The sequence below is a fragment of the Photobacterium sp. 1_MG-2023 genome (assembly GCF_030547945.1).
Classification (GTDB): Bacteria; Pseudomonadota; Gammaproteobacteria; order Enterobacterales; family Vibrionaceae; genus Photobacterium.
This window is the reverse complement of the sequence record NZ_JAUORR010000003.1, coordinates 297,290-315,956: the sequence shown is the minus strand read 5'-3', so window position 1 is coordinate 315,956 and position 18,667 is coordinate 297,290. Positions and strand designations below refer to the sequence as shown.

The 18,667-nt window shown below is 48.5% G+C and carries 15 protein-coding genes and 2 pseudogenes; 11 read left to right on the top strand and 6 right to left on the bottom strand.

The genetic code is table 11. From position 1 onward, the window contains the following. Nucleotides 1-837 precede the first annotated feature (837 nt). Nucleotides 838-1,578, bottom strand: coding sequence for a GntR family transcriptional regulator (locus Q4579_RS05055; protein ID WP_303562170.1), 741 nt, complete (start codon nt 1,576-1,578; stop codon nt 838-840). Nucleotides 1,579-1,758: 180 nt separating this feature from the next. Beyond that, the gene (locus tag Q4579_RS05050; protein ID WP_303562169.1) at nt 1,759-2,394 is read right to left on the bottom strand and encodes a transglutaminase family protein; all 636 of its coding nucleotides are present in this window, start codon (nt 2,392-2,394) and stop codon (nt 1,759-1,761) included. A gap of 171 nt (nt 2,395-2,565) precedes the next feature. On the opposite strand from Q4579_RS05050, the gene Q4579_RS05045 reads away from it, so the two are divergent. Together Q4579_RS05045 and Q4579_RS05040 are read left to right on the top strand one after the other, a co-directional pair. Further along, nucleotides 2,566-3,627, top strand: coding sequence for a triacylglycerol lipase (locus Q4579_RS05045; protein WP_303562167.1), 1,062 nt, complete (start codon nt 2,566-2,568; stop codon nt 3,625-3,627). 141 nt (nt 3,628-3,768) lie between these two features. After that, the gene (locus Q4579_RS05040; protein ID WP_303562165.1) at nt 3,769-4,380 is read left to right on the top strand and encodes a 2OG-Fe(II) oxygenase; all 612 of its coding nucleotides are present in this window, start codon (nt 3,769-3,771) and stop codon (nt 4,378-4,380) included. 402 nt (nt 4,381-4,782) lie between these two features. Here Q4579_RS05040 and Q4579_RS05035 read toward each other — a convergent pair. Beyond that, nucleotides 4,783-4,946 (bottom strand): annotated as a pseudogene (locus Q4579_RS05035) (LysR family transcriptional regulator); the annotation flags it as partial. 131 nt (nt 4,947-5,077) lie between these two features. Between Q4579_RS05035 and Q4579_RS05030 the strand changes: the two are divergent. The 3 genes from Q4579_RS05030 to Q4579_RS05020 all read left to right on the top strand — a co-directional run bounded on the left by Q4579_RS05030 (nt 5,078) and on the right by Q4579_RS05020 (nt 7,359). Further along, nucleotides 5,078-5,344: a hypothetical protein gene (locus Q4579_RS05030; RefSeq protein WP_211648006.1), complete on the top strand. Its 267-nt coding sequence runs from the start codon at nt 5,078-5,080 to the stop codon at nt 5,342-5,344. Nucleotides 5,345-5,788: 444 nt separating this feature from the next. After that, nucleotides 5,789-6,904 (top strand): alanine dehydrogenase, encoded by a 1,116-nt coding sequence (ald, locus tag Q4579_RS05025; protein ID WP_303562164.1) that lies wholly within the window; start codon nt 5,789-5,791, stop codon nt 6,902-6,904. 188 nt (nt 6,905-7,092) lie between these two features. After that, nucleotides 7,093-7,359: a hypothetical protein gene (locus tag Q4579_RS05020; RefSeq protein WP_303562162.1), complete on the top strand. Its 267-nt coding sequence runs from the start codon at nt 7,093-7,095 to the stop codon at nt 7,357-7,359. A gap of 33 nt (nt 7,360-7,392) precedes the next feature. Here Q4579_RS05020 and Q4579_RS05015 read toward each other — a convergent pair whose 3' ends face one another. Together Q4579_RS05015 and Q4579_RS05010 are read right to left on the bottom strand one after the other, a co-directional pair. Next, nucleotides 7,393-8,040: a murein L,D-transpeptidase catalytic domain family protein gene (locus Q4579_RS05015; RefSeq protein WP_303562159.1), complete on the bottom strand. Its 648-nt coding sequence runs from the start codon at nt 8,038-8,040 to the stop codon at nt 7,393-7,395. A 480-nt stretch (nt 8,041-8,520) separates the two neighbouring features. Continuing rightward, nucleotides 8,521-10,827 (bottom strand): annotated as a pseudogene (locus Q4579_RS05010) (glycosyl hydrolase family 18 protein); the annotation flags it as partial. A 405-nt stretch (nt 10,828-11,232) separates the two neighbouring features. Between Q4579_RS05010 and Q4579_RS05005 the strand changes: the two are divergent. The 6 genes from Q4579_RS05005 (at nt 11,233) to cyoE (ending at nt 17,219) form a co-directional block, all read left to right on the top strand. Continuing rightward, nucleotides 11,233-11,991 carry a sulfite exporter TauE/SafE family protein gene (locus tag Q4579_RS05005; protein ID WP_303562158.1) on the top strand — a complete coding sequence of 253 codons (759 nt, stop codon included), beginning with the start codon at nt 11,233-11,235 and terminating at the stop codon, nt 11,989-11,991. Nucleotides 11,992-12,500: 509 nt separating this feature from the next. Further along, a complete protein-coding gene (cyoA, locus tag Q4579_RS05000) occupies nt 12,501-13,400 on the top strand; it encodes a ubiquinol oxidase subunit II (RefSeq protein WP_303562156.1) in 900 nt (299 codons plus the stop codon). 8 nt (nt 13,401-13,408) lie between these two features. Continuing rightward, nucleotides 13,409-15,436 carry a cytochrome o ubiquinol oxidase subunit I gene (cyoB, locus tag Q4579_RS04995; RefSeq protein WP_303562155.1) on the top strand — a complete coding sequence of 676 codons (2,028 nt, stop codon included), beginning with the start codon at nt 13,409-13,411 and terminating at the stop codon, nt 15,434-15,436. Beyond that, nucleotides 15,426-16,031, top strand: a complete 606-nt coding sequence (gene cyoC, locus Q4579_RS04990; RefSeq protein WP_303562153.1) for a cytochrome o ubiquinol oxidase subunit III — start codon at nt 15,426-15,428, stop codon at nt 16,029-16,031. Before cyoB ends, cyoC begins: the two co-directional genes overlap by 11 nt. After that, on the top strand, nt 16,031-16,342 hold the full coding sequence (cyoD, locus tag Q4579_RS04985) for a cytochrome o ubiquinol oxidase subunit IV (RefSeq protein ID WP_211648022.1): 312 nt from the start codon (nt 16,031-16,033) through the stop codon (nt 16,340-16,342). Before cyoC ends, cyoD begins: the two co-directional genes overlap by 1 nt. Nucleotides 16,343-16,355: 13 nt before the next feature. After that, entirely contained in the window at nt 16,356-17,219 is an 864-nt protein-coding gene (cyoE, locus tag Q4579_RS04980) for a heme o synthase (RefSeq protein WP_303562150.1), read from the top strand. Nucleotides 17,220-17,373: 154 nt separating this feature from the next. Here cyoE and Q4579_RS04975 read toward each other — a convergent pair whose 3' ends face one another. Continuing rightward, on the bottom strand, nt 17,374-18,564 hold the full coding sequence (locus Q4579_RS04975) for a class I SAM-dependent methyltransferase (RefSeq protein WP_303562148.1): 1,191 nt from the start codon (nt 18,562-18,564) through the stop codon (nt 17,374-17,376). Between the last annotated feature and the right edge of the window lie 103 nt (nt 18,565-18,667).

Genomic DNA, 18,667 nt, shown 5'->3' with positions numbered 1-18,667 from the left:
TTGAATCGTTCACAGTGTCCAGACGAGGCTCCGGCGCATTAACGTCTCTGGGTTCCCGCCTGCGCGGGAACGAAAAACTTCATAAAATTCAGTCAATTACCGTCATTCCCGCGCAGGCGGGAATCCATAGAGCGCCGGATTAATAGCACACGAAAATCATCATTGAACAGATAAAATCACAGCAAGGTTCAGGCCATTCTGTTGAATCGTTCACAGTGTCCAGACGAGGCTCCGGCGCATTAACGTCTCTGGGTTCCCGCCTGCGCGGGAACGAAAAAGTTGATATAATTCAGTCAATTACCGTCATTCCCGCGCAGGCGGGAATCCATAAATCGCCGGATTAATAGCACACGAAAATCATCATTGAACAGACAACATCACAGCAAGGTTCAGCCATTCTGTAATATCGTTCACTGCGTCCAGACGAGGCTCCGGCGCATCAACGTCACTGGGTTCCCGCCTGCGCGGGAAAGACAAATTTCATACAATTCATGCTGTACCCGACGATGTGACTTGATGTGATCTGCTGAGCTTTATGTAGGTGCCGTTGAATGTGACCAGGTCCCCGCTTGTGCGAGCAAGGTAGCCATGATTAACTTTGTATACAAAAATTGTATATATTTGAAGCAAAAACAGATCAGGAAAAACTAGGATATGGAACAGATAACAGGGAAAGCTCGGGTCAGAACAGGAGGTTAGGGTAGGTGGGAGCGTGCAGCGACGACTTTATACAATACCGAACCGAACGCGTAGGCTGCATGCCCCACTGAAGTCAGTATAGGGCATGTTATTATTGTATACAATATTTGTTTTGATTTCGTGGTGGTATTGTTTCGGCTACCTGCGCTTTAAAACAACATCTGAGAATACCGCGTGCAGATCGCTGCTGATTGCCTCATCATCCAACGCCAGCTTGGCATTGATGTGGCCTAAGTGGTGTCGCATCAGCGTGACTGCTTTTTCTTTCTCACCGGCTTCAATGGCATCTAGTAGCTGGTGATGTTCATCAAACGAACACTGGCCGCGGTTGCCCACTTCATATAAAGCAATGATTAAAGACGTCTGAGAAACAATACTGCGCTGGAAGGAGAGTAATGGCGGGTTGTTTGCCATGTGAGCCAGCTGGATATGGAATTCGCCCGACAGGCGGATTCCCCGGCCTACATCGCCCTGGTCGAATGCGGCATGCTCTTTTTCAACCAGTTCACGCAAAGTCGCTACCTGCTCACTGGTGGCATGTTCTACAGCCAGCTCGGTGATCGCCAACTCCAGCACTTCACGGGCTTTCAGCACTTGCCGGGCTTCTTCGACATTGGGCGCTGCGACAACTGCACCGCGGTTTGGCCGGATCTTAACAATCTGTTCCACAGACAGGCGTAACAAAGCACGACGGATAATGGTCCGGCTGACGCCAAAAATTTCACCCAGCGCTTCTTCATTCAGCTTGGTGTTGGGTGGCAGACGCTGTTCAAGAATGGCGTCAAAAATATGGCCGTAAACAATATCGTCCTGAGTTTGTGCTGCACTTTCAGGGGGGGATTTCTTTAACGTTGACTTCTTTTTCACTGGCGTGGTCACTACTTCTCTCCTAAAGCTTCTCCAGCTGCCTTGTCATTGTATGCAATTGGCGTGAAAAAGCGAAATAACTTTTCGGCGTAAAATAAATATGCAGATGAAATCTGTGAACCAGCAGAAAGTGAGTCAGGGAGTGTCATTCTTCGAATGAATTACACTCCGCTGACCCATGTTGATGAGTCATTATTGAAGCGGGGCTGTGTCATCAATATGAAAAATGGCAGCAAAGCGAGGGTAAACCTCAACAGCGGTTTCCTGAATAAATTCAACCGGCATATCATCAAAATAACCGTGATATTTTACATACTCCATATGTTTGCTGCCATCTTTTGTGGCCGAATGGAGAATGGCATCATGTTCTCCATCAAATTCCAAAGCAGCTACATTAAACTTGTCACAAAGTGCCTGATGAAAGACGGGGGTCACTTTTATCCATCGGCCATTCAGGAAGATCTCTGCATAGCCATGCAGTGCAAAGTAGTCGGTGCCCAGCCATTCGACCAGTGCCGGTGTAGATAAGTGATTGATAACATCTGCAAGCCCCAGCCGAGCGGGGATCCCATTCAATCGGCAAAGTGCTACCATCAGCGATGCTTTTGGGATGCAATATGCCTGATAATTCTGTAAACAATAACTGGCTTTCAGGCTGGGTAATCCATCTTGCAGCGTGTAAGGGTTGTAAACAATTTCATCCCGGACCAGATAGTAAATTTGAATCGCTTTGTCTTTGAGGTTACTGGCAGTGACTTTATGATTAAAGGCCTCGATATCCGGGTGATGAAAATCGAAATATGCGGTTTCTTTCAGGTAAGCGTCCATGGTTGCTCTCTTGATTGTATTTTTATCCGTCTGGCATAGATTAGAGTCTGTACTCTAAGTTCGCGACTTCTCATGCTGAGTTTTGTCTCAATGCTTGAAGTGTTTCACATTGACTGAATCTTGACCTTCCTGGATGAAGCGCGGAAGCTTAGGAAAGCGAGGAGGGACTTTATGGTCTTAAAACATCGAATAAACCGGACGTTGCAACTGCTACTCAATGATCTTTCTGAGAAAGTGTCTGCCAACTCCACACAGTGGAAATCCGGACTGGAGGAGTTGATTGAAACCGGATTACCTGCTGCACCCAGTGATTTAGTGATTGCGACACTCAATGGGGTGATGGGGGATGCTCTGGCGGAACGTCGGAGCCGTCTGGCGCAGACCCTGGGTTTCAGCAGCCAGATGGGGCGGCTGAGTTTGGATTCGCTGACACTGGCGGGTCAACTGGTTTCTCCCCAGCCCCGGATTGTGATTTGTGTCCATGGCTGGTGCATGAACGACAGCCAATGGCAACGCAAACCACACGACCATGGCCGGAGCCTCGTTAAATTTGGCTATTCACCCGTTTATTTGCGCTATAACACAGGACGACATATTTCACAGAACGGAGAAGACTTTGCCCTGATGCTTGAACAACTGGTTCAGGCATGGCCGTGTGAAGTGAAAGAAATTGTCCTGATTGGCCACAGTATGGGCGGCCTGGTTTGCCGCAGTGCCTGCTTCTATGCCGACAGACATCAGGTGGGCTGGCTCAAGAAACTGGCGTCTTTGATTACGCTGGGCAGTCCGCACAATGGTGCACCGCTGGCCCAAATGGCGAGCTGGATTGAAGCACGCAGTGCTTCTGTCCCTTATTTGCGCCCCTTTTCAAATCTCACCGGCATGCGCAGTGCTGGCAGTAAGGACTTGAGCCGGGGCGTGATTTGCCACTCAGACTGGGAACGGGATCCGCCTTATACCAGCCAGATGCGTCCGCCCTTGCCGGATCATGTGGCTTGTTTCGCGATTGCCAGTTGTCTGAGCCGGAGCGTGGAAGAAGAAAGGAGTCGTCGCATCGGTGATGGGCTGGTGCCGGTATCCAGCGCGCTGGGTGAAGCAACGCCACATCAGCTCGCAGTGGAATTTCCGCTTTCACACCAATGGATCGGCGGTGGGATCACACATATGGAGTTACTGACTCATCCAAAAGTCGCGACGCAGATTCAGGGCTGGGTGCTTGGCAACAGCGTGTAATTTCGATTGAATAATTTTGTCGCGATCATTGAATTCTTTTATCCATAAAGATTACTGCGAAAGTCCATGAATGGAATGATTTGAGCCCCGCTTGGTGAGTGTCTATAAAGCCTGCATCTTTAGTTCATTAACAGGCTCGCCATGGACATTGAAGTCATGATTGACGCTCTGCATACGCAGGGCTGGTGTGTGTGGGACGATTTTCTTTCGGTGGATGAAGTCAGTGCACTGTATCAGTGTCTGCCCTCCGAGTGGTCACAGGCTGGTATCGGGCGGCAGGATGAGCATACGCTGGTGAAATCGATTCGCAGTGACAAAATTCATTGGTTGTCTGAAACCATGGGGCAGCCGGTTCAGGCTTATCTCGAGAAAATGGAAGCCATTCGTCAGGCGGCAAACCGGTCCCTGTATCTGGGCCTGTTTGAGTATGAGGCGCATTTTGCCAAATACGAGGAAGGGGCTTTTTATCAGAAGCACCGAGACAGCTTTCGTGGACGAGCCAACCGGAAGCTGACCACAGTTTTCTATCTCAACGATCAGGACTGGCAGGCATCGGATGGCGGCGAACTGGTGATGTACCGGGATGATGAAAGCTTCCTGACACGGCTGACGCCTAAAGGTGGCCGGTTAGTGGTATTTTTATCGGAAGATTTTCCACATGAAGTTTTGCCCGCGAACCGGAAACGCTTCAGTATTGCCGGCTGGTTCCGCCTGAACGGCGTCAATGGCGCAAGTCTGGATATTGCGGTGTAATACCAATCGCAGTAAATAACTGGTCACCCTAGCTTGCTAAAATGTTCGATCACTGCGTTAGATTTTTTGATTGTAGAATAACTACTTATCTAAAAAATCCGCCTTGTTCTCAAACATTTTTCCGACGCTATTTCTGATCATTGACTTACTTTGATTGGTATAAGATGGCTGAAAAAACCTGCCGAGGCAGGTTTTTTGTACCAGTTTACCTTCAGCAAATCTGTCCAACAGAAACCATAGGTCAGTCGATTAATGTCCGCCGACGACGTAAAAGTAATCAATCATCGCCAGTGCAATGGCATAGACCGACCGGTGGCCAGCTTCAGAAATGCATACACGACCATTGCCGCCGCAATACCGTTGCCTGAATTAAAGCTGAAGATGGTCATCGCCACACAAACAAAGGCTGACAGGGGGTGTACTCCGGTCGGCCAACTGTATTCCGACGGCTGCTTCCAGTGATTTGATATGACGTCCGAATGCAGGCTGGGTGATGTGCCGGATGAGAAAATTCTGACTTCACACAAAGCCACAAAATCTTCCAGCCATTTGGTATCTAAGTTCATTGATGCTCGGTTTTATCCTGCAATTCAGAGAAGTATACCCCGCTGGTGAAGCAATCGGCGAGAGTCATAGTGTTCAATGAGCCGCTGCGGTACTATGAGCCTGAGTTTCCCGATGAATGAAGGATAGGAACATGCAAGACGACGACATCATGACAGGCGAAATGCTTGTTGAAACGGTTGAGAACCAGCTGGCAGACGGCAATCCAATCAAAGTCAAAGAAACATTGATGCGTTTGGTGATGACTGGTACGCCAAGAGAAGAAGCGATTGAGATGATCGCTTGCGCGCTCTCCGTTGAAGTCTTCGACGTTGCCAAAAATGACGGTGAATTTAACCTCAAGCGCTATTCAGAACATCTGGATGCTTTGCCGGAAATGCCCTGGGAAGGGGACGAATAACCGCATTCAGAGTCCTGAACATGCAACGCCACAGACTGTGGCGTTTTTTATGATCTCCTTGAAATCCTTTCTCAATAGTCATTCATCCCATTGAAGTCGGTTCTCAATCCCGACAAACCAGCATTTTATTCGGCCTATCTAAATGACTCAGCATGACTGCACTTTTTTGATTTATTAATTCTGTCAATAAGGATATATATTCTGTATTTTACGGAATATTCAGACTTAAAGGCCATGATTTAGGGTTGAAACCAGTGATGGGGTCTGAAAATGGTGCTTTTTTTGAGCTTTTGTCGTGTGACGAAAGTCAAAAACAGCATGATATGCTGAGTTCTTGGTAGTGATTGGTTTCATTTGTTGGTTTTAGGTTAAAAAACGGTGACACATTTCAGTTCGATTCCATTATTGTTTCCGCAACCTCTGACAAGCAGCAAGGAAACAAACATGATTATTGGTGTACCGAAGGAAATTAAAGTTCATGAGTACCGCGTGGGTATGGTGCCAGCTTCTGTGAACGAAGCGGTTGCACATGGCCACACGGTTTATGTTGAAACTCAGGCGGGTGTCGGTATCGGTTTCAGCGATCAGGACTACATCGATGCAGGTGCGAAAATTCTGCCAACCGCAGCAGATGTGTTTGCAGAAGCTGAAATGATTGTGAAAGTGAAAGAGCCTCAGGCTGTTGAGCGTGCAATGCTGCGTGAAGGTCAGATTCTGTTTACATACCTGCACCTTGCACCGGACCCAGAGCAAACGCATGACCTGGTTAACAGCAAGGCGGTGTGTATTGCTTATGAAACGGTCACGGATGATGCGGGTCGTCTGCCTCTGCTGGCGCCAATGTCTGAAGTGGCTGGCCGTATGTCGATTCAGGCGGGCGCATTTGCACTGGAAAAATCACGGGGTGGTAGCGGCATGCTGCTGGCTGGTGTTCCAGGTGTTGAACCAGCTAAAGTGGTCATTATCGGTGGCGGTGTCGTGGGTGCCAACGCTGCACAAATGGCTGTTGGCCTGCGTGCAAACGTCGTTGTGCTGGATCGCAGCATTGATGTTTTGCGTAAACTGGATGCTCAGTTTGAAGGCAAAGTTCAGTGCGTATACTCAACGAAAGATGCGATTGAAAAGCACGTCCTGGAAGCGGATCTGGTGATTGGTGGTGTTCTGGTTGCCGGTGCTGCTGCACCGAAGCTGGTGACTGCTGAAATGATTAAGAAGATGAAACCAGGCTCTGCCATTGTCGATGTTGCAATCGACCAGGGTGGCTGTGTCGAAACTTCTCACGCGACGACACACAGCGAGCCAACTTTCATTGTTGACGATGTTGTCCACTACTGTGTCGCGAACATGCCGGGCGCTGTTGCCCGTACATCAACGTTTGCACTGAATAACGTGACACTGCCATACATTCTGAAACTGGCAAACAAAGGCTACAAAGCGGCACTGAAAGAAGACAAGCACCTGCTGAACGGTCTGAATGTTTATCGTGGTCAGATTACTTGCCACGAAGTATCCTCAGCGTTGGATCTGCCATTTGTTGATGCGGCTGAAGTACTGGCCTAAAAGCAACATACATCTCAGAAAGGATTGATAAATCCCTGCCTCGGCGGGGATTTTTTATTTTTATGACTCTTCGGTTCAGGTTGGTTTAGGTCACTTTGGAAAAGTGAAAGTGTGAGCATTTCATTTGAGACGCCAGTTTTTTATTGTCATTCAGCGCCGATAAAGTATTCATCACGTGGCAGGGAGAAATGAAGCATATTGAGGGGGCAGGTTCAGGAAATACAGAGAGCAGGCAGAAGGATATCATTCATACATATAAAATTACCGGTATCACGAATACGTATTTTTTTCAGAAACCAAGTTGGTTCTGTCTGAAGCTCTGGATATTTTTGTCTGGGAATGAATTCATGGCAGGTGGAACAGAAACCGAAATTCAGATCACTGCATCAGAATTCGAGATGAAAGCAGGAATTGATATTTCTCTGACAAAGAAAAACGCCTTTATGCGAACATAAAGGCAAAGATGAAAAGGAAGCAGATTGTTTGAATTATGCTCGAGCGTAGATCACGCTGCCACCTTTAATCGTATCAATGATTTTTTTCGATAAATGCTTCGGTAAAGCAGGGCAGCCCCAACTGCGACCTAAATAACCATGTCTTCGAATGAAATCTTCCGTCGCATAAGGTGCACCATGAACCACGATGTAACGGCGACGCGCATTATCATTCATTCCCTTGGTGAGTCCATCAAGACGCAGCGAGTAACCATTTCCACCGTAATACGTTGTATCGGTCAGAAATGTGCCCAAAGATGTCTGACGTGAATTGACGATGTTCGAAAAATGTTTCGCGGTCACACCACCACTGTTGACGCCATGCGTGACATAGGTGTGAAAGAGCAGTCGGTTTGTTTTCAGGTCAACCACAAAAAAACGCTTTTCCGTTGAAGGCTTGCTGTAATCAATAATCGTCAGTAACTGTTTTTTGCGGCCTTGCGCATTATAATAAGCGTGATATCCGTTTTTAAAGACATCGAAATCCAGTTTTCCTTTCAATCCAGCTTTCTCATACACATACTTTGCGACAAGATCTGTATTTTTTTGTGGTTGCTGAACCGTACTCTGAATAGTCGTTGCAGATGCATATTGTGGTATATAACAAAAAAGTAAAATAAAAAAGTAAATGGCTCGTTTCATTTCCCTGATAACACTCTTCTAATTGGTTTATGCCAAAGACAAAGCGACTCTATCATAGGATTTGAATTTTTTAGCCCTCTCTCTATAAGGATTTTGTCAAATCGAGTTAAGTCAGGGCCCTGTTAAATTTCTCACTCTTGATTCATTTATTAATATAAAACAGCGCATTAAAAAATGAACATTGTTTAATCAAAGTTTATTTTTGTCATTTGTTTTGACAGACGATTGTTTCAAAATCGGAAATATGAATCAGCTAGCTCTCTGTTTTCAAAAACAAAAAAACAAGACACTGCAGAGAAACAATAAAATTTACTCTATCTGTTCTGTTTGTTCGATTTTTGAGCTTAATCTCGCATTTTTTTGCCTGGCTCCTCGGTCTATGGGTCAAAAAACAAACAGGTTGTATGCAGTGTTCTCGCAGGCGATGACAAAAAAAGCGGGCAAAACTGCCCGCTAAAGTTGACTCATCCTTTGAAAGGATTAAATGGCACAAACCGTTTCCCAGCTGCCATCGCTGCCAGGGACAGAGCTTGTCCACCATTTAGCCTGATAGACAATACCGTTGTGAATGATTTTGTCACCGGTTGCTGCATGGCTCGGATTACCTTGCCAGTCAGTTTGCGGCCAGTTTGGATAAGTATTCAACCCCGTTGTTGAGCAGGTTCCGCCGTTGTCACCGCCGCCGTTGTCACCACCACCATTATTCAGATCAGCCAGTGGCAAATCAGGTTGCTCGAAGGCGAGGGCATAGTCTGTGTTGTTGATACGAACGCTGTAGTTTGCCGGACCGGAAATGGGCAGGAAGTAATTCAGCGTTAGTTCAAAGCTTTCGTTATTCGCCAGCTGTTTCCAGCTTGGCAGGGTGAAAGCAACACGATGGAAATTACCGTCCAGACCACCGATGTTATCGCCACGGGTATGACCGGATGCGATGACCTGCAGGTTTGCACCAGATTGATCGCTCATATTGTCCGGCGTCGAGGTCGGAATATCGAACTGGAACTCTGTACCGCCTGGCAGTGCCTGACCTGTTTTATTCGTCAGGGTCATGGTTGGATTCAACGGATAGTTCTGATCGCCGACTTTGAAACCGGAAACCGCTACGTCCACTTTCACGGCGTGTGTCGGAATGGCGCCTTCAGCAAGGGTATTGCCATATGGTGTCGCACTCGCAAACTTATCGTAGATGGCTTTGGTCATGGTGTTACCCATGTGATATTCGCCGTTGCCCGTCTTACAAGCGTTTTCTGTTGGATCGACGGTCGTACGGTTACCGCTGGCATCCAGGTTATAGCAGCTGTAGTCGCCCGCCAGTTCCCAGAACATGATCCCGCCAATTCCCTGATCGACGACGTAGTTCGCTTTGGTGTTAATGGACTCTTGATCTTCAGTCGACAGGAAGACTTTCTTCTCTGCGTTCCACAACCAAGGGGCAACAGAGACGCTGTCATAATGACGGGTGTAAGTGCCGGTCAGTGCATCTTGTGGATCGTTTACCGGATCCAGACCGTAAGCGGCGGTATATGTCCCGTAAATGCCGTTGGCCAGGTTCATTGCGTGCCACATTGGGTTCGAACCCGCTCCCATTTCATTGCCATTGGCATCTTTGTCGTGCCACATGTTGTCGATCCCAACCGCACCGTAACCACATTTGCTGGTTCCTGCACCTGTACCGGCAGGGCAATCACTCTGGTTTGGCAGCGCAGCCAGACCCCAGAGGCCATTGGTTCCGCCATTCACGCCTTGCCAGCCGCGTGTATAATAAGGAACACCGATGTTAATTCGTCCGGCTGGCATGGAGCCGCGGAAGTAGTGGTAGGCCCAGTCAGTATTCAGATAACCGGTTTTTTTGTACTGTGCTGTCCCGTAAACATTGCCCGCTTCAAGCTCTGCATCCAGGCCGCTGTCAAACAGAGAAGCATTGTGACCGACATAGTCGTTCCATGCACCATGCAGGTCATAGGTCATGATGTTGACGTAATCGAGATACTTGGTGACAGACATGGTTTCCATGCCGCGCAGCAGGTAGCCGGAAGATGGTGCTGCGATGGTCAGCATATAGTGGTGGCCGTCCTGGGCACTGGCCTGATCCAGTTTTTCACGCAGTACTTTCATCAGCTCATGGTAAGACTTCATCAAATGGGGGCGCATGGCATCTGAGTAGGCGAAGTCATCTGGATTGCCTGCACCTTGCATGCTGGTCGGATATTCGTAGTCGATATCCAGACCATCGAATTTATATTGGCGCATCATGGCGACGGCAGAGTCAGCAAAGGTTTGGATTCCCTGATGATTGATGCTGCCATCTGCATTGGTGGTCATGGTGTAGAAACCACCATCTGCAACGCGGTTGCCGTTTTCGTCGAAATGGCCACCGGTTTCAGCCCAGCCACCAATCGAGATCAGTGTTTTCACACCGTGTTTAGCTTTTGCTGTTGCCAGTGCACCGAAGTGACCTTTAAATCCAAGTGTTGGGTCGACTTCAACCCCCGGCCATTCTTTCCCAACGGCAGGGTTATTGGGATCGTTCACATTGCCAATGTTCACTTTTCCGTCAGAACCGATGCTAACAAAGGCATAGTTAATGTGGGTCAGGTTCTCCCAGGGAATATCGCTGACCAGATAATTGCTTTGGGCGTCGCCACTACTACGCCAGCTGGTGAAATAACCGATCACACGTCGCGCATGATCGGCCCCCATTGTTTCACGGCCATCCTGATCATAAACCGTACAGTAGGGGACATTGACGCCCGGTGTTTGATACAGACCATCAGGCCGGCAGTTCGCCGCTGCCTGGGATTGAAAGCTTAATAAACAAGCGGCACTCAGCGTGGCGAGTGTAAAGCCGCGCTTCGCATGCAGACACTGCATTTTCAGGTTCAACATCACTATGGTTCCTTTAAGAGAAAAACAAACAAACAAAATAAGTAACAAGCTTAAAATTAGCTGTGAAATAACTATAGGATTTTTGTGGTAGATACCGAGCATATTTATTCATTTATTAGCTAATGATCACAATAAAAAAGCACATTTCTGTAACATTTATGATGTTATTTTGTGCGGTCAATCAAATCTCGCTTTAAATTTACAGGGTAAAAAATCAGCCTGATCATGGCATTAGCGATACATTACAAATGAACTATGTTAATTTTCAGGTTTACATTCATTTGACAATTGAGGACAGGATTCCGAATGGACATCACCCTTTTTCATGCATCATTATTATTGTTCACGGGATTCATTGCAGGAATTATCAATACGTTAGCGGGGGGGGGATCCAACCTGACATTGCCTGCGCTGATGGTGATGGGGATGCCGGCTGAGGTCGCGAATGCGACCAACCGTTTAGGTGTTGTGTTACAGGCGATCACTGCAGTGTTTGGTTTTCGCCGTCACGGTAAACTGGATATGACGGACACCGGGCCCATTATGGTGCCCACGATCATTGGTGGTTTGGTCGGGGCCGCGGCTGCTGCATATGCCCCTTCATCCTGGATTAAACCTTTGTTGCTGGGCACGATGCTAGCGATGGCTTTGATTATTCTGCTGAAACCTGCGGCAGTTGCACCAGAGCCTGGCACTATTGCACGGAAAGTGGCAGACACACCGAGTTCTTGGTGGGGACTGGGTCTAGCCGGATTCTATGGCGGATTCGTTCAGGCGGGAGTCGGGTTTGTCTTACTGGCGGCTTTGGCTGGAACATTAAGGTACGATCTGGTTCGGGCCAATGCGCTGAAAATGCTCTGTACGCTGATGTTCACTGTGGTTGCCCTGATCCTTTTTATATACGAGGGATTGGTGCTTTGGTTACCGGGACTTATTCTGGCTGCGGGGACCATATTCGGAACGCATCTGGCAGTTAAATTTGCGATTCAGGCCAGCGCAAAAACGCTGAAGTGGTTTTTGTTTTTAATGACCCTTTGTGGCTGTATCGCTGCAATGATTCATTAAATGTAAAGGATGGTTTGTTAAATAAATTAACATCAGAGCGGTGCCAAATTTATTAATAGCATGATTCGGCTCTTGTCGTTTTTATTATTCAATTTGTCACACATTCATACATATTCAAATCGAAAAAAGCCGGGATTAACCTTTATTTTGGTATGGTTAATCCCGGCTTTTTTCGATTTTTTGATTTTTTTTTAAGCATGATTTCAATTTGGGGATCTAAAGTTTCATTTTTAATGAGTGTTAACTCAGAAGCGAAAGTGGCAAACTATTTCAAATGTAACAATTTGTATGGGGGTGTAACTAAAGCAGTGAGAGGTATGTCAGTTGTTACAATTTGGTTAACCAGTGAGCGTTTACGAAGCGTAGCACTGATTAGTCAGGTCAGCACATATTAGACATCAGCCCAATTCTGCGCATCTTGATTCAGATCAAAAATAATAACTCATGTAGTCACAGATTTGCGTTTGCAGATTTGATGACGACTTTTGCCCGAAAAGCTGAGAGAGAACATGAAAACCTCAAGATATAAAAATATCTTGTCGGGTGGTTTTGTCTTTTTGACAAGCCTTTTCCTGTCAGGATGTCAATTTGCGGTGCTTGATCCGAAAGGACGGATTGGGGTCGCAGAAAAAGAATTGATAATCACATCGATGTTATTAATGTTGATTGTCGTGATTCCCGTGATTTTGATGACGTTCTACTTTGCATTTAAGTACCGTGAATCAAATACCGGAGAAAAATATACGCCGGAGTGGGCTCACTCGACCAAGATCGAGCTGGTTGTGTGGACAGTGCCAATTATTATTATCGCCATTCTGGGCACGATCACCTGGCGTTCAACGCATGCGCTTGATCCCCGGCAGCCTATCATTTCCGATGTGGAACCGATGAAAATCGAAGTGGTTTCACTCGATTGGAAATGGCTGTTTATCTATCCGGATCAGCACATTGCGACCATCAACGAAGTTGCATTTCCGACGGGTGTTCCGGTTGAATTCCACGTCACGTCGAACAGTGTGATGAATTCTTTCTTCATTCCTCAGTTGGGCAGCCAGATCTATGCCATGACAGGGATGTTGAACAAACTGAACCTGATTGCGGATGAGTCCGGCATTTACGACGGTATTTCATCAGGTTACAGCGGTCACGGTTTCTCTGGCATGAAATTCAAAGCGCTGGCTTTGCCTGATCAGGCAAGCTTTGACGAGTGGGTTCAGAAAGTTCAGGGATCTAAGGATCAACTGAAAACACTGAGCGACTTCCAAACCATCGCCAAGCCAAGCGAGAACGTACCTGTCAGTTATTACTCACATGTACCTTCCGACATGCTGCTGACCATTCTGAATCAGTTCGAAGGTTCTCTGACGTGTACCATCACGCCGGAATTTTCTGCTGAGCAAACATTCTAGGACATATTATGTTTGGACGATTAACACTGGACGCCATTCCTTTCCATGAGCCGATCCTCATGGCGACGCTGGCGGTCGTATTGCTGGGCGGTGCCGCCCTGGTAGGCGGCATTACCTATCTGGGTAAATGGCGTTACCTTTGGACAGAGTGGTTCACTACTGTCGATCACAAAAAAATTGGTGTGATGTACATCATCGTCGCGTTTGTGATGATGCTGCGTGGCTTTGCCGATGCCATCATGATGCGGAGCCAGCAAGTGCTGTCTGCCGCGGGTGAGACTGGCTATCTGCCGCCACATCACTATGATCAGGTCTTTTCTGCACACGGCGTGATCATGATTTTCTTCATGGCGATGCCGTTTATCATCGGCCTGATGAACATCGTGATTCCACTGCAGATTGGTGCGCGTGACGTTGCTTTCCCATTCCTGAACTCCCTGAGCTTCTGGCTGTTCGTTGTGGGTGTGGTGCTGATTAACCTGTCTCTGTTCGTGGGCGAGTTCGCGCAAACGGGCTGGCTGGCTTATCCACCGCTGTCGGGGAAAGAGTACAGTCCCGGGGTCGGGGTCGATTACTGGATATGGGCGCTGCAGATCTCCGGGATTGGTACGACTTTATCCGGGGTGAACTTCTTTACCACCATCATGCGTCTGCGTACTCCGTCGATGCCAATGATGAAGATGCCTGTGTTCACCTGGGCATCCCTGTGCGCGAACATTCTGATTATTATTTCGTTCCCAATCCTGACCGTCACCATTGCGCTGCTGACGCTGGATCGCTATCTGGGCACTCACTTCTTCACCGTGGATATGGGTGGCGACATGATGATGTACGTCAACCTGATCTGGGCGTGGGGTCACCCGGAAGTTTACATTCTGGTGCTACCTGTCTTTGGTGTGTTCTCTGAAGTGGTTGCGACCTTCTCGCGCAAGAAGCTGTTCGGTTACACCTCGCTGGTGTGGGCAACCGGGGTGATCACTTTCCTGGCCTTTATCGTGTGGCTGCACCACTTCTTTACGATGGGTGCGAGCGCGAACGTGAATGCCTTCTTCGGGATTGCCACCATGGTCATTTCGATTCCGACCGGGGTGAAGATCTTCAACTGGCTATTCACCATGTACCGTGGCCGGATCAAATTCACCACACCCATGCTGTGGACCATCGGGTTCATGTTCACCTTCACCATTGGTGGCATGACCGGCGTACTGCTGGCAGTACCTGCGGCGAACTTTGTGCTGCATAACAGCTTGTTCCTGATTGCGCACTTCCATAACGTGATTATCGGTGGTGTGGTCTTCGGATGCTTTGCAGGCTTTGCTTACTGGTTCCCGAAAGCGACAGGCTACAAACTGGATGAGAAATGGGGCGTTCGTGCCTTCTGGTTCTGGATCATCGGTTTCTTCGTTGCCTTTATGCCGCTGTATGTACTGGGCTTCATGGGGATGACCCGTCGTCTGAGCCAGCATATTGACCCGCAGTACTTCCCGATGCTGGCTGTTGCAGCCTGCGGTGCGGTTCTGATTCTGTGCGGTATTCTGTGTCAGATCATGCAGCTGTACGTCACTTTCCGTGACCGTGAAGCGCTGCGCGATGTTACCGGCGATCCTTGGGATGCACGTACGCTGGAGTGGGCGACTTCGTCTCCACCTCCGTTCTACAACTTTGCCAAATTGCCTGAAGGCAATGAGCTGGATGCATTCTGGTATCAGAAAGAGCGCGGTGAAACGAATCAGCCTGTTCAGTATGCGCCGATTCACATGCCGAAAAACACAGGCGCAGGCGTGATTATCTCTGCTTATGCACTGCTGTTTGGCTTCGGTCTGATCTGGTACATGTGGTGGCTGGTTGCTGTGGGTGTGGTTGGCATGATCGGGACTTGGATCAAGCACAGCTTCAACGACGATGTGGACTACTACGTCACGGTTGAAGAAGTGAAAGCCATCGAAGAAGCCCATAAAGCACGTGTTGCGGGTGCAGCGCCGACACCAACTTCAAAAGACGACGAAGACGAGATGGAGGTCGACTATGCACACTAATGCGGTTGATCATCACGAGCACGACGAACACCATCACGATATCGGTGAAACCAAGCAGCTTGGCTTCTGGATTTACCTGATGAGTGACTGCATTCTGTTCGCAACGCTCTTTGCAACCTACGCCGTGTTGTGTGGTAACACGGCAGGCGGTCCGAGTGGTAAACACATTTTCGAACTGCCGTTTGTATTCACAGAAACCATGATGCTGCTGTTCAGTAGTATCACGTTCGGCTTCGGCATGATTGCGATGAAACGCAAAGATGTCGATGGCCTGAAACGCTGGATGTACGTCACCTTCTTGCTGGGCTTTGGCTTTCTGGCGATGGAAATCTATGAGTTCCATCACCTGATTGCGGAAGGTTACGGCCCGGATCGCAGTGCGTTCCTGTCTGCCTTCTTCGCGCTGGTCGGAACCCATGGTCTGCACGTCACTGCCGGGATGATCTGGATGATTGTGTGCCTGATTCAACTCAATACCAAAGGGCTGAACGATGTGATGGAAACTCGTTTCCATTGCCTGAGTATGTTCTGGCACTTCCTGGATATTGTCTGGATCTGCGTATTCACCATCGTTTACCTGTTGGGAGTATTGTAATGGCGAAGCAAGAGCATCAAACCGGTTACGGTGATTACATCAAAGGGTTTATTGCGTCACTGATTCTGACCATCATCCCTTTTTACTTCGCAGCAACCAAAAGCCTGCCAACGACTGCAACGGTCGCCATTCTGCTGGTTTGTGCCGTGGTTCAGCTGGTGGTGCATTTGGTGTATTTCCTGCACATGGATCGCTCTGAGCAAGGATTGTGGAACTCCATGTCCTTTATTTTCACCGCGATTATCGTGCTGATTCTGATTGCCGGTTCCATCTGGATCATGGTCAATCTGCACGTGAACATGCTGCTGTAAACCGGATGACGATATGATCAAAGGTTATCTCTCGATTACTAAACCTGGGATCATCATCGGGAACCTCATTTCGGTGTCCGCCGGATATTTTCTGGCTGCGAAAACGGAGGGGCTGAATGGGCCCCTCCTCATCTACACCTTGATGGGCGTTGCACTGGTGATTGCATCCGGCTGCGTGATTAACAATATTTTTGACCGGGATATCGATCAGAAGATGTCTCGTACCCAAAGCCGATTGCTGGCGACCGGGGCGATCAATGTTGATATTGCATTCGTTTACGCGATTGTACTGCTGCTGTCCGGGACAGTGCTGCTCTATCAACAGGCGAATCCGCTGTCTGCCGTTGTCGTATTGCTTGGGTTTGTGTTTTACGTGTTCTTCTACACCATGTGGTACAAGCGTACCTCGGTGTATGGCACGCTGGTGGGCAGTGTTTCGGGGGCCGTTCCGCCGCTGGTTGGCTATCTGGCTGTCACGAACTACATTAGCCTGGAAGCGATTTTACTGTTTACGATGTTCTGCCTGTGGCAAATGCCGCATTCCTATGCGATTGCCATGTTCCGCATGCAGGACTACAAGAATGCTGGGATTCCGGTGTTGCCGGTTGTTGCAGGCATTCAGAAAGCCCGCCGTCATATGATGGCCTATGTCGTGGCATTTACCGCGGTCGCGCTGGCAATGTTTGCGCTGGGCTTCAGTGGATATGAATACTTACTCGTGACGTCAGGTGTCTGCCTGTGGTGGTGTGTCGTCACGTTTCGTTCTCTGGATGAGAACAATTTTGTGCAGTGGTCAAAATCAGTCTTTAAGACATCACTGTTCGTGGTCACCGGGATCAGCTGTGTGCTGGGACTGGAGTTAATTCCGCTGGTTTAAGGGCGGCACCACAAGTACCGATTCAACACTCTCTTGGCTAACAACTTTCATTAGCTACTTTTGTTCCGGTTTTGGTTTTTCCTGACTCGATACTATCTCCATCGAGTCAGTGAAAAACCATTTTTTTTTCTGTAATTTACTTCTCTATCAACTGTTACTTCACGTAACAGGCAAATCCTTTCAGATAAAAACCTTCAGGATAGGCAGAGTCCAGCGGGTGATCCGCCGCCTGACTGAATCGTTCAATGAACTGAACCTCGCGTTTTGCGTCCAGCGCAGCATCCGCAATAATCTTCTGGAACAGACTGTTGTCCATCAGTCCTGAGCAAGAGTAGGTCAGTAAGGTGCCGCCTGGCTTCAGGATTTGCATCGCCAGCATGTTGATGTCTTTATAACCACGGCAGGCCCCGACCAGCTGTGCCTTTGATTCCGCAAACTTAGGCGGATCCATGATCACCACATCAAACTGCTCGCCACGCTCACGATATTCACGCAGTAATTTGAACACGTCTGCATTCACGAATTCAGCGTGCTCAAGCGGCAGAGCGTTGATTTCAGCATTTTGACGCGCTGTATCCAGCGCAGGCTGGGAGACATCGACATTGATGACCTGATCCGCACCGCCTTTCAGCGCATAGAGGCCAAAACCACCGGTGTAGCAGAAGCAGTTCAGCACGCGTTTACCTTTTACGTACTTGATGGCTGCCTGACGGCTGTCTCGCTGATCCAGATAGAAACCAGTCTTGTGGCCGCCCACGATATCCACATTGATTTTAATGCCGTTTTCTTCAATGGTGACAACGGATGGCGGCGTGTTTCCATGCAGCACGCCCGTGCGTTGTTTCAGGCCTTCTTTCTTGCGGACAGACACATCTGAGCGCTCATAGAGACTGCAATCCGGATAGCAGGCTTTCAGCGCCTCAACCAGATTGTCTTTCTGCGCTTCTGCACCGGCACTCAGCAACTGGCACACCAGGAAATCCTGATAACGGTCAATGGTGATCCCCGGTAAGCCGTCAGACTCTGCAGCGATCAAACGGTAGCCCGTCAGTCCGTCTCGTGCCGCCAGAATGTCACGCAGTTGCTGCGCTGCCTGCAGGCGTTTGATAAAGAACGCTGTGTCGATGGTATCGTTCTGGTCAAAAGTCCAGACACGGACACGAATTTGAGATTGCGGAGAATAGGCACCACGCGCCAGCCATTCGCCTTTGTGATCAAAGATGTCTACGGTCTCACCCAGACCCGGTTGACCTTCAACACGCTGAATTCCACGCGAAAAAACCCAAGGATGGCGGCGACGCAGCGATTTTTCACGCCCTTTCACCAGATAGATAGAAGCTGTCATGTTCAGACCAGAAGCTGTAAAAGAATGGGGGCGTATTATCTTGTCCGCAGGACGGAAAATCAACCGGAAGTCAGGGCATTTCAGGAATAGTGAAGTTCACCTG

Coding starts and splice junctions, on each gene's coding strand:
- cyoB (WP_303562155.1), top strand. CDS start 13,409: ATGTTTGGACGATTAACACTGGACGCCATTCCTTTCCATGAGCCGATC.
- Q4579_RS05045 (WP_303562167.1), top strand. CDS start 2,566: ATGGTCTTAAAACATCGAATAAACCGGACGTTGCAACTGCTACTCAAT.
- ald (WP_303562164.1), top strand. CDS start 5,789: ATGATTATTGGTGTACCGAAGGAAATTAAAGTTCATGAGTACCGCGTG.
- Q4579_RS05030 (WP_211648006.1), top strand. CDS start 5,078: ATGCAAGACGACGACATCATGACAGGCGAAATGCTTGTTGAAACGGTT.
- cyoE (WP_303562150.1), top strand. CDS start 16,356: ATGATCAAAGGTTATCTCTCGATTACTAAACCTGGGATCATCATCGGG.
- cyoD (WP_211648022.1), top strand. CDS start 16,031: ATGGCGAAGCAAGAGCATCAAACCGGTTACGGTGATTACATCAAAGGG.
- Q4579_RS04975 (WP_303562148.1), bottom strand. CDS start 18,564: ATGACAGCTTCTATCTATCTGGTGAAAGGGCGTGAAAAATCGCTGCGT.
- Q4579_RS05015 (WP_303562159.1), bottom strand. CDS start 8,040: ATGAAACGAGCCATTTACTTTTTTATTTTACTTTTTTGTTATATACCA.
- Q4579_RS05040 (WP_303562165.1), top strand. CDS start 3,769: ATGGACATTGAAGTCATGATTGACGCTCTGCATACGCAGGGCTGGTGT.
- Q4579_RS05005 (WP_303562158.1), top strand. CDS start 11,233: ATGGACATCACCCTTTTTCATGCATCATTATTATTGTTCACGGGATTC.
- Q4579_RS05050 (WP_303562169.1), bottom strand. CDS start 2,394: ATGGACGCTTACCTGAAAGAAACCGCATATTTCGATTTTCATCACCCG.
- cyoA (WP_303562156.1), top strand. CDS start 12,501: ATGAAAACCTCAAGATATAAAAATATCTTGTCGGGTGGTTTTGTCTTT.
- Q4579_RS05020 (WP_303562162.1), top strand. CDS start 7,093: ATGAAGCATATTGAGGGGGCAGGTTCAGGAAATACAGAGAGCAGGCAG.
- cyoC (WP_303562153.1), top strand. CDS start 15,426: ATGCACACTAATGCGGTTGATCATCACGAGCACGACGAACACCATCAC.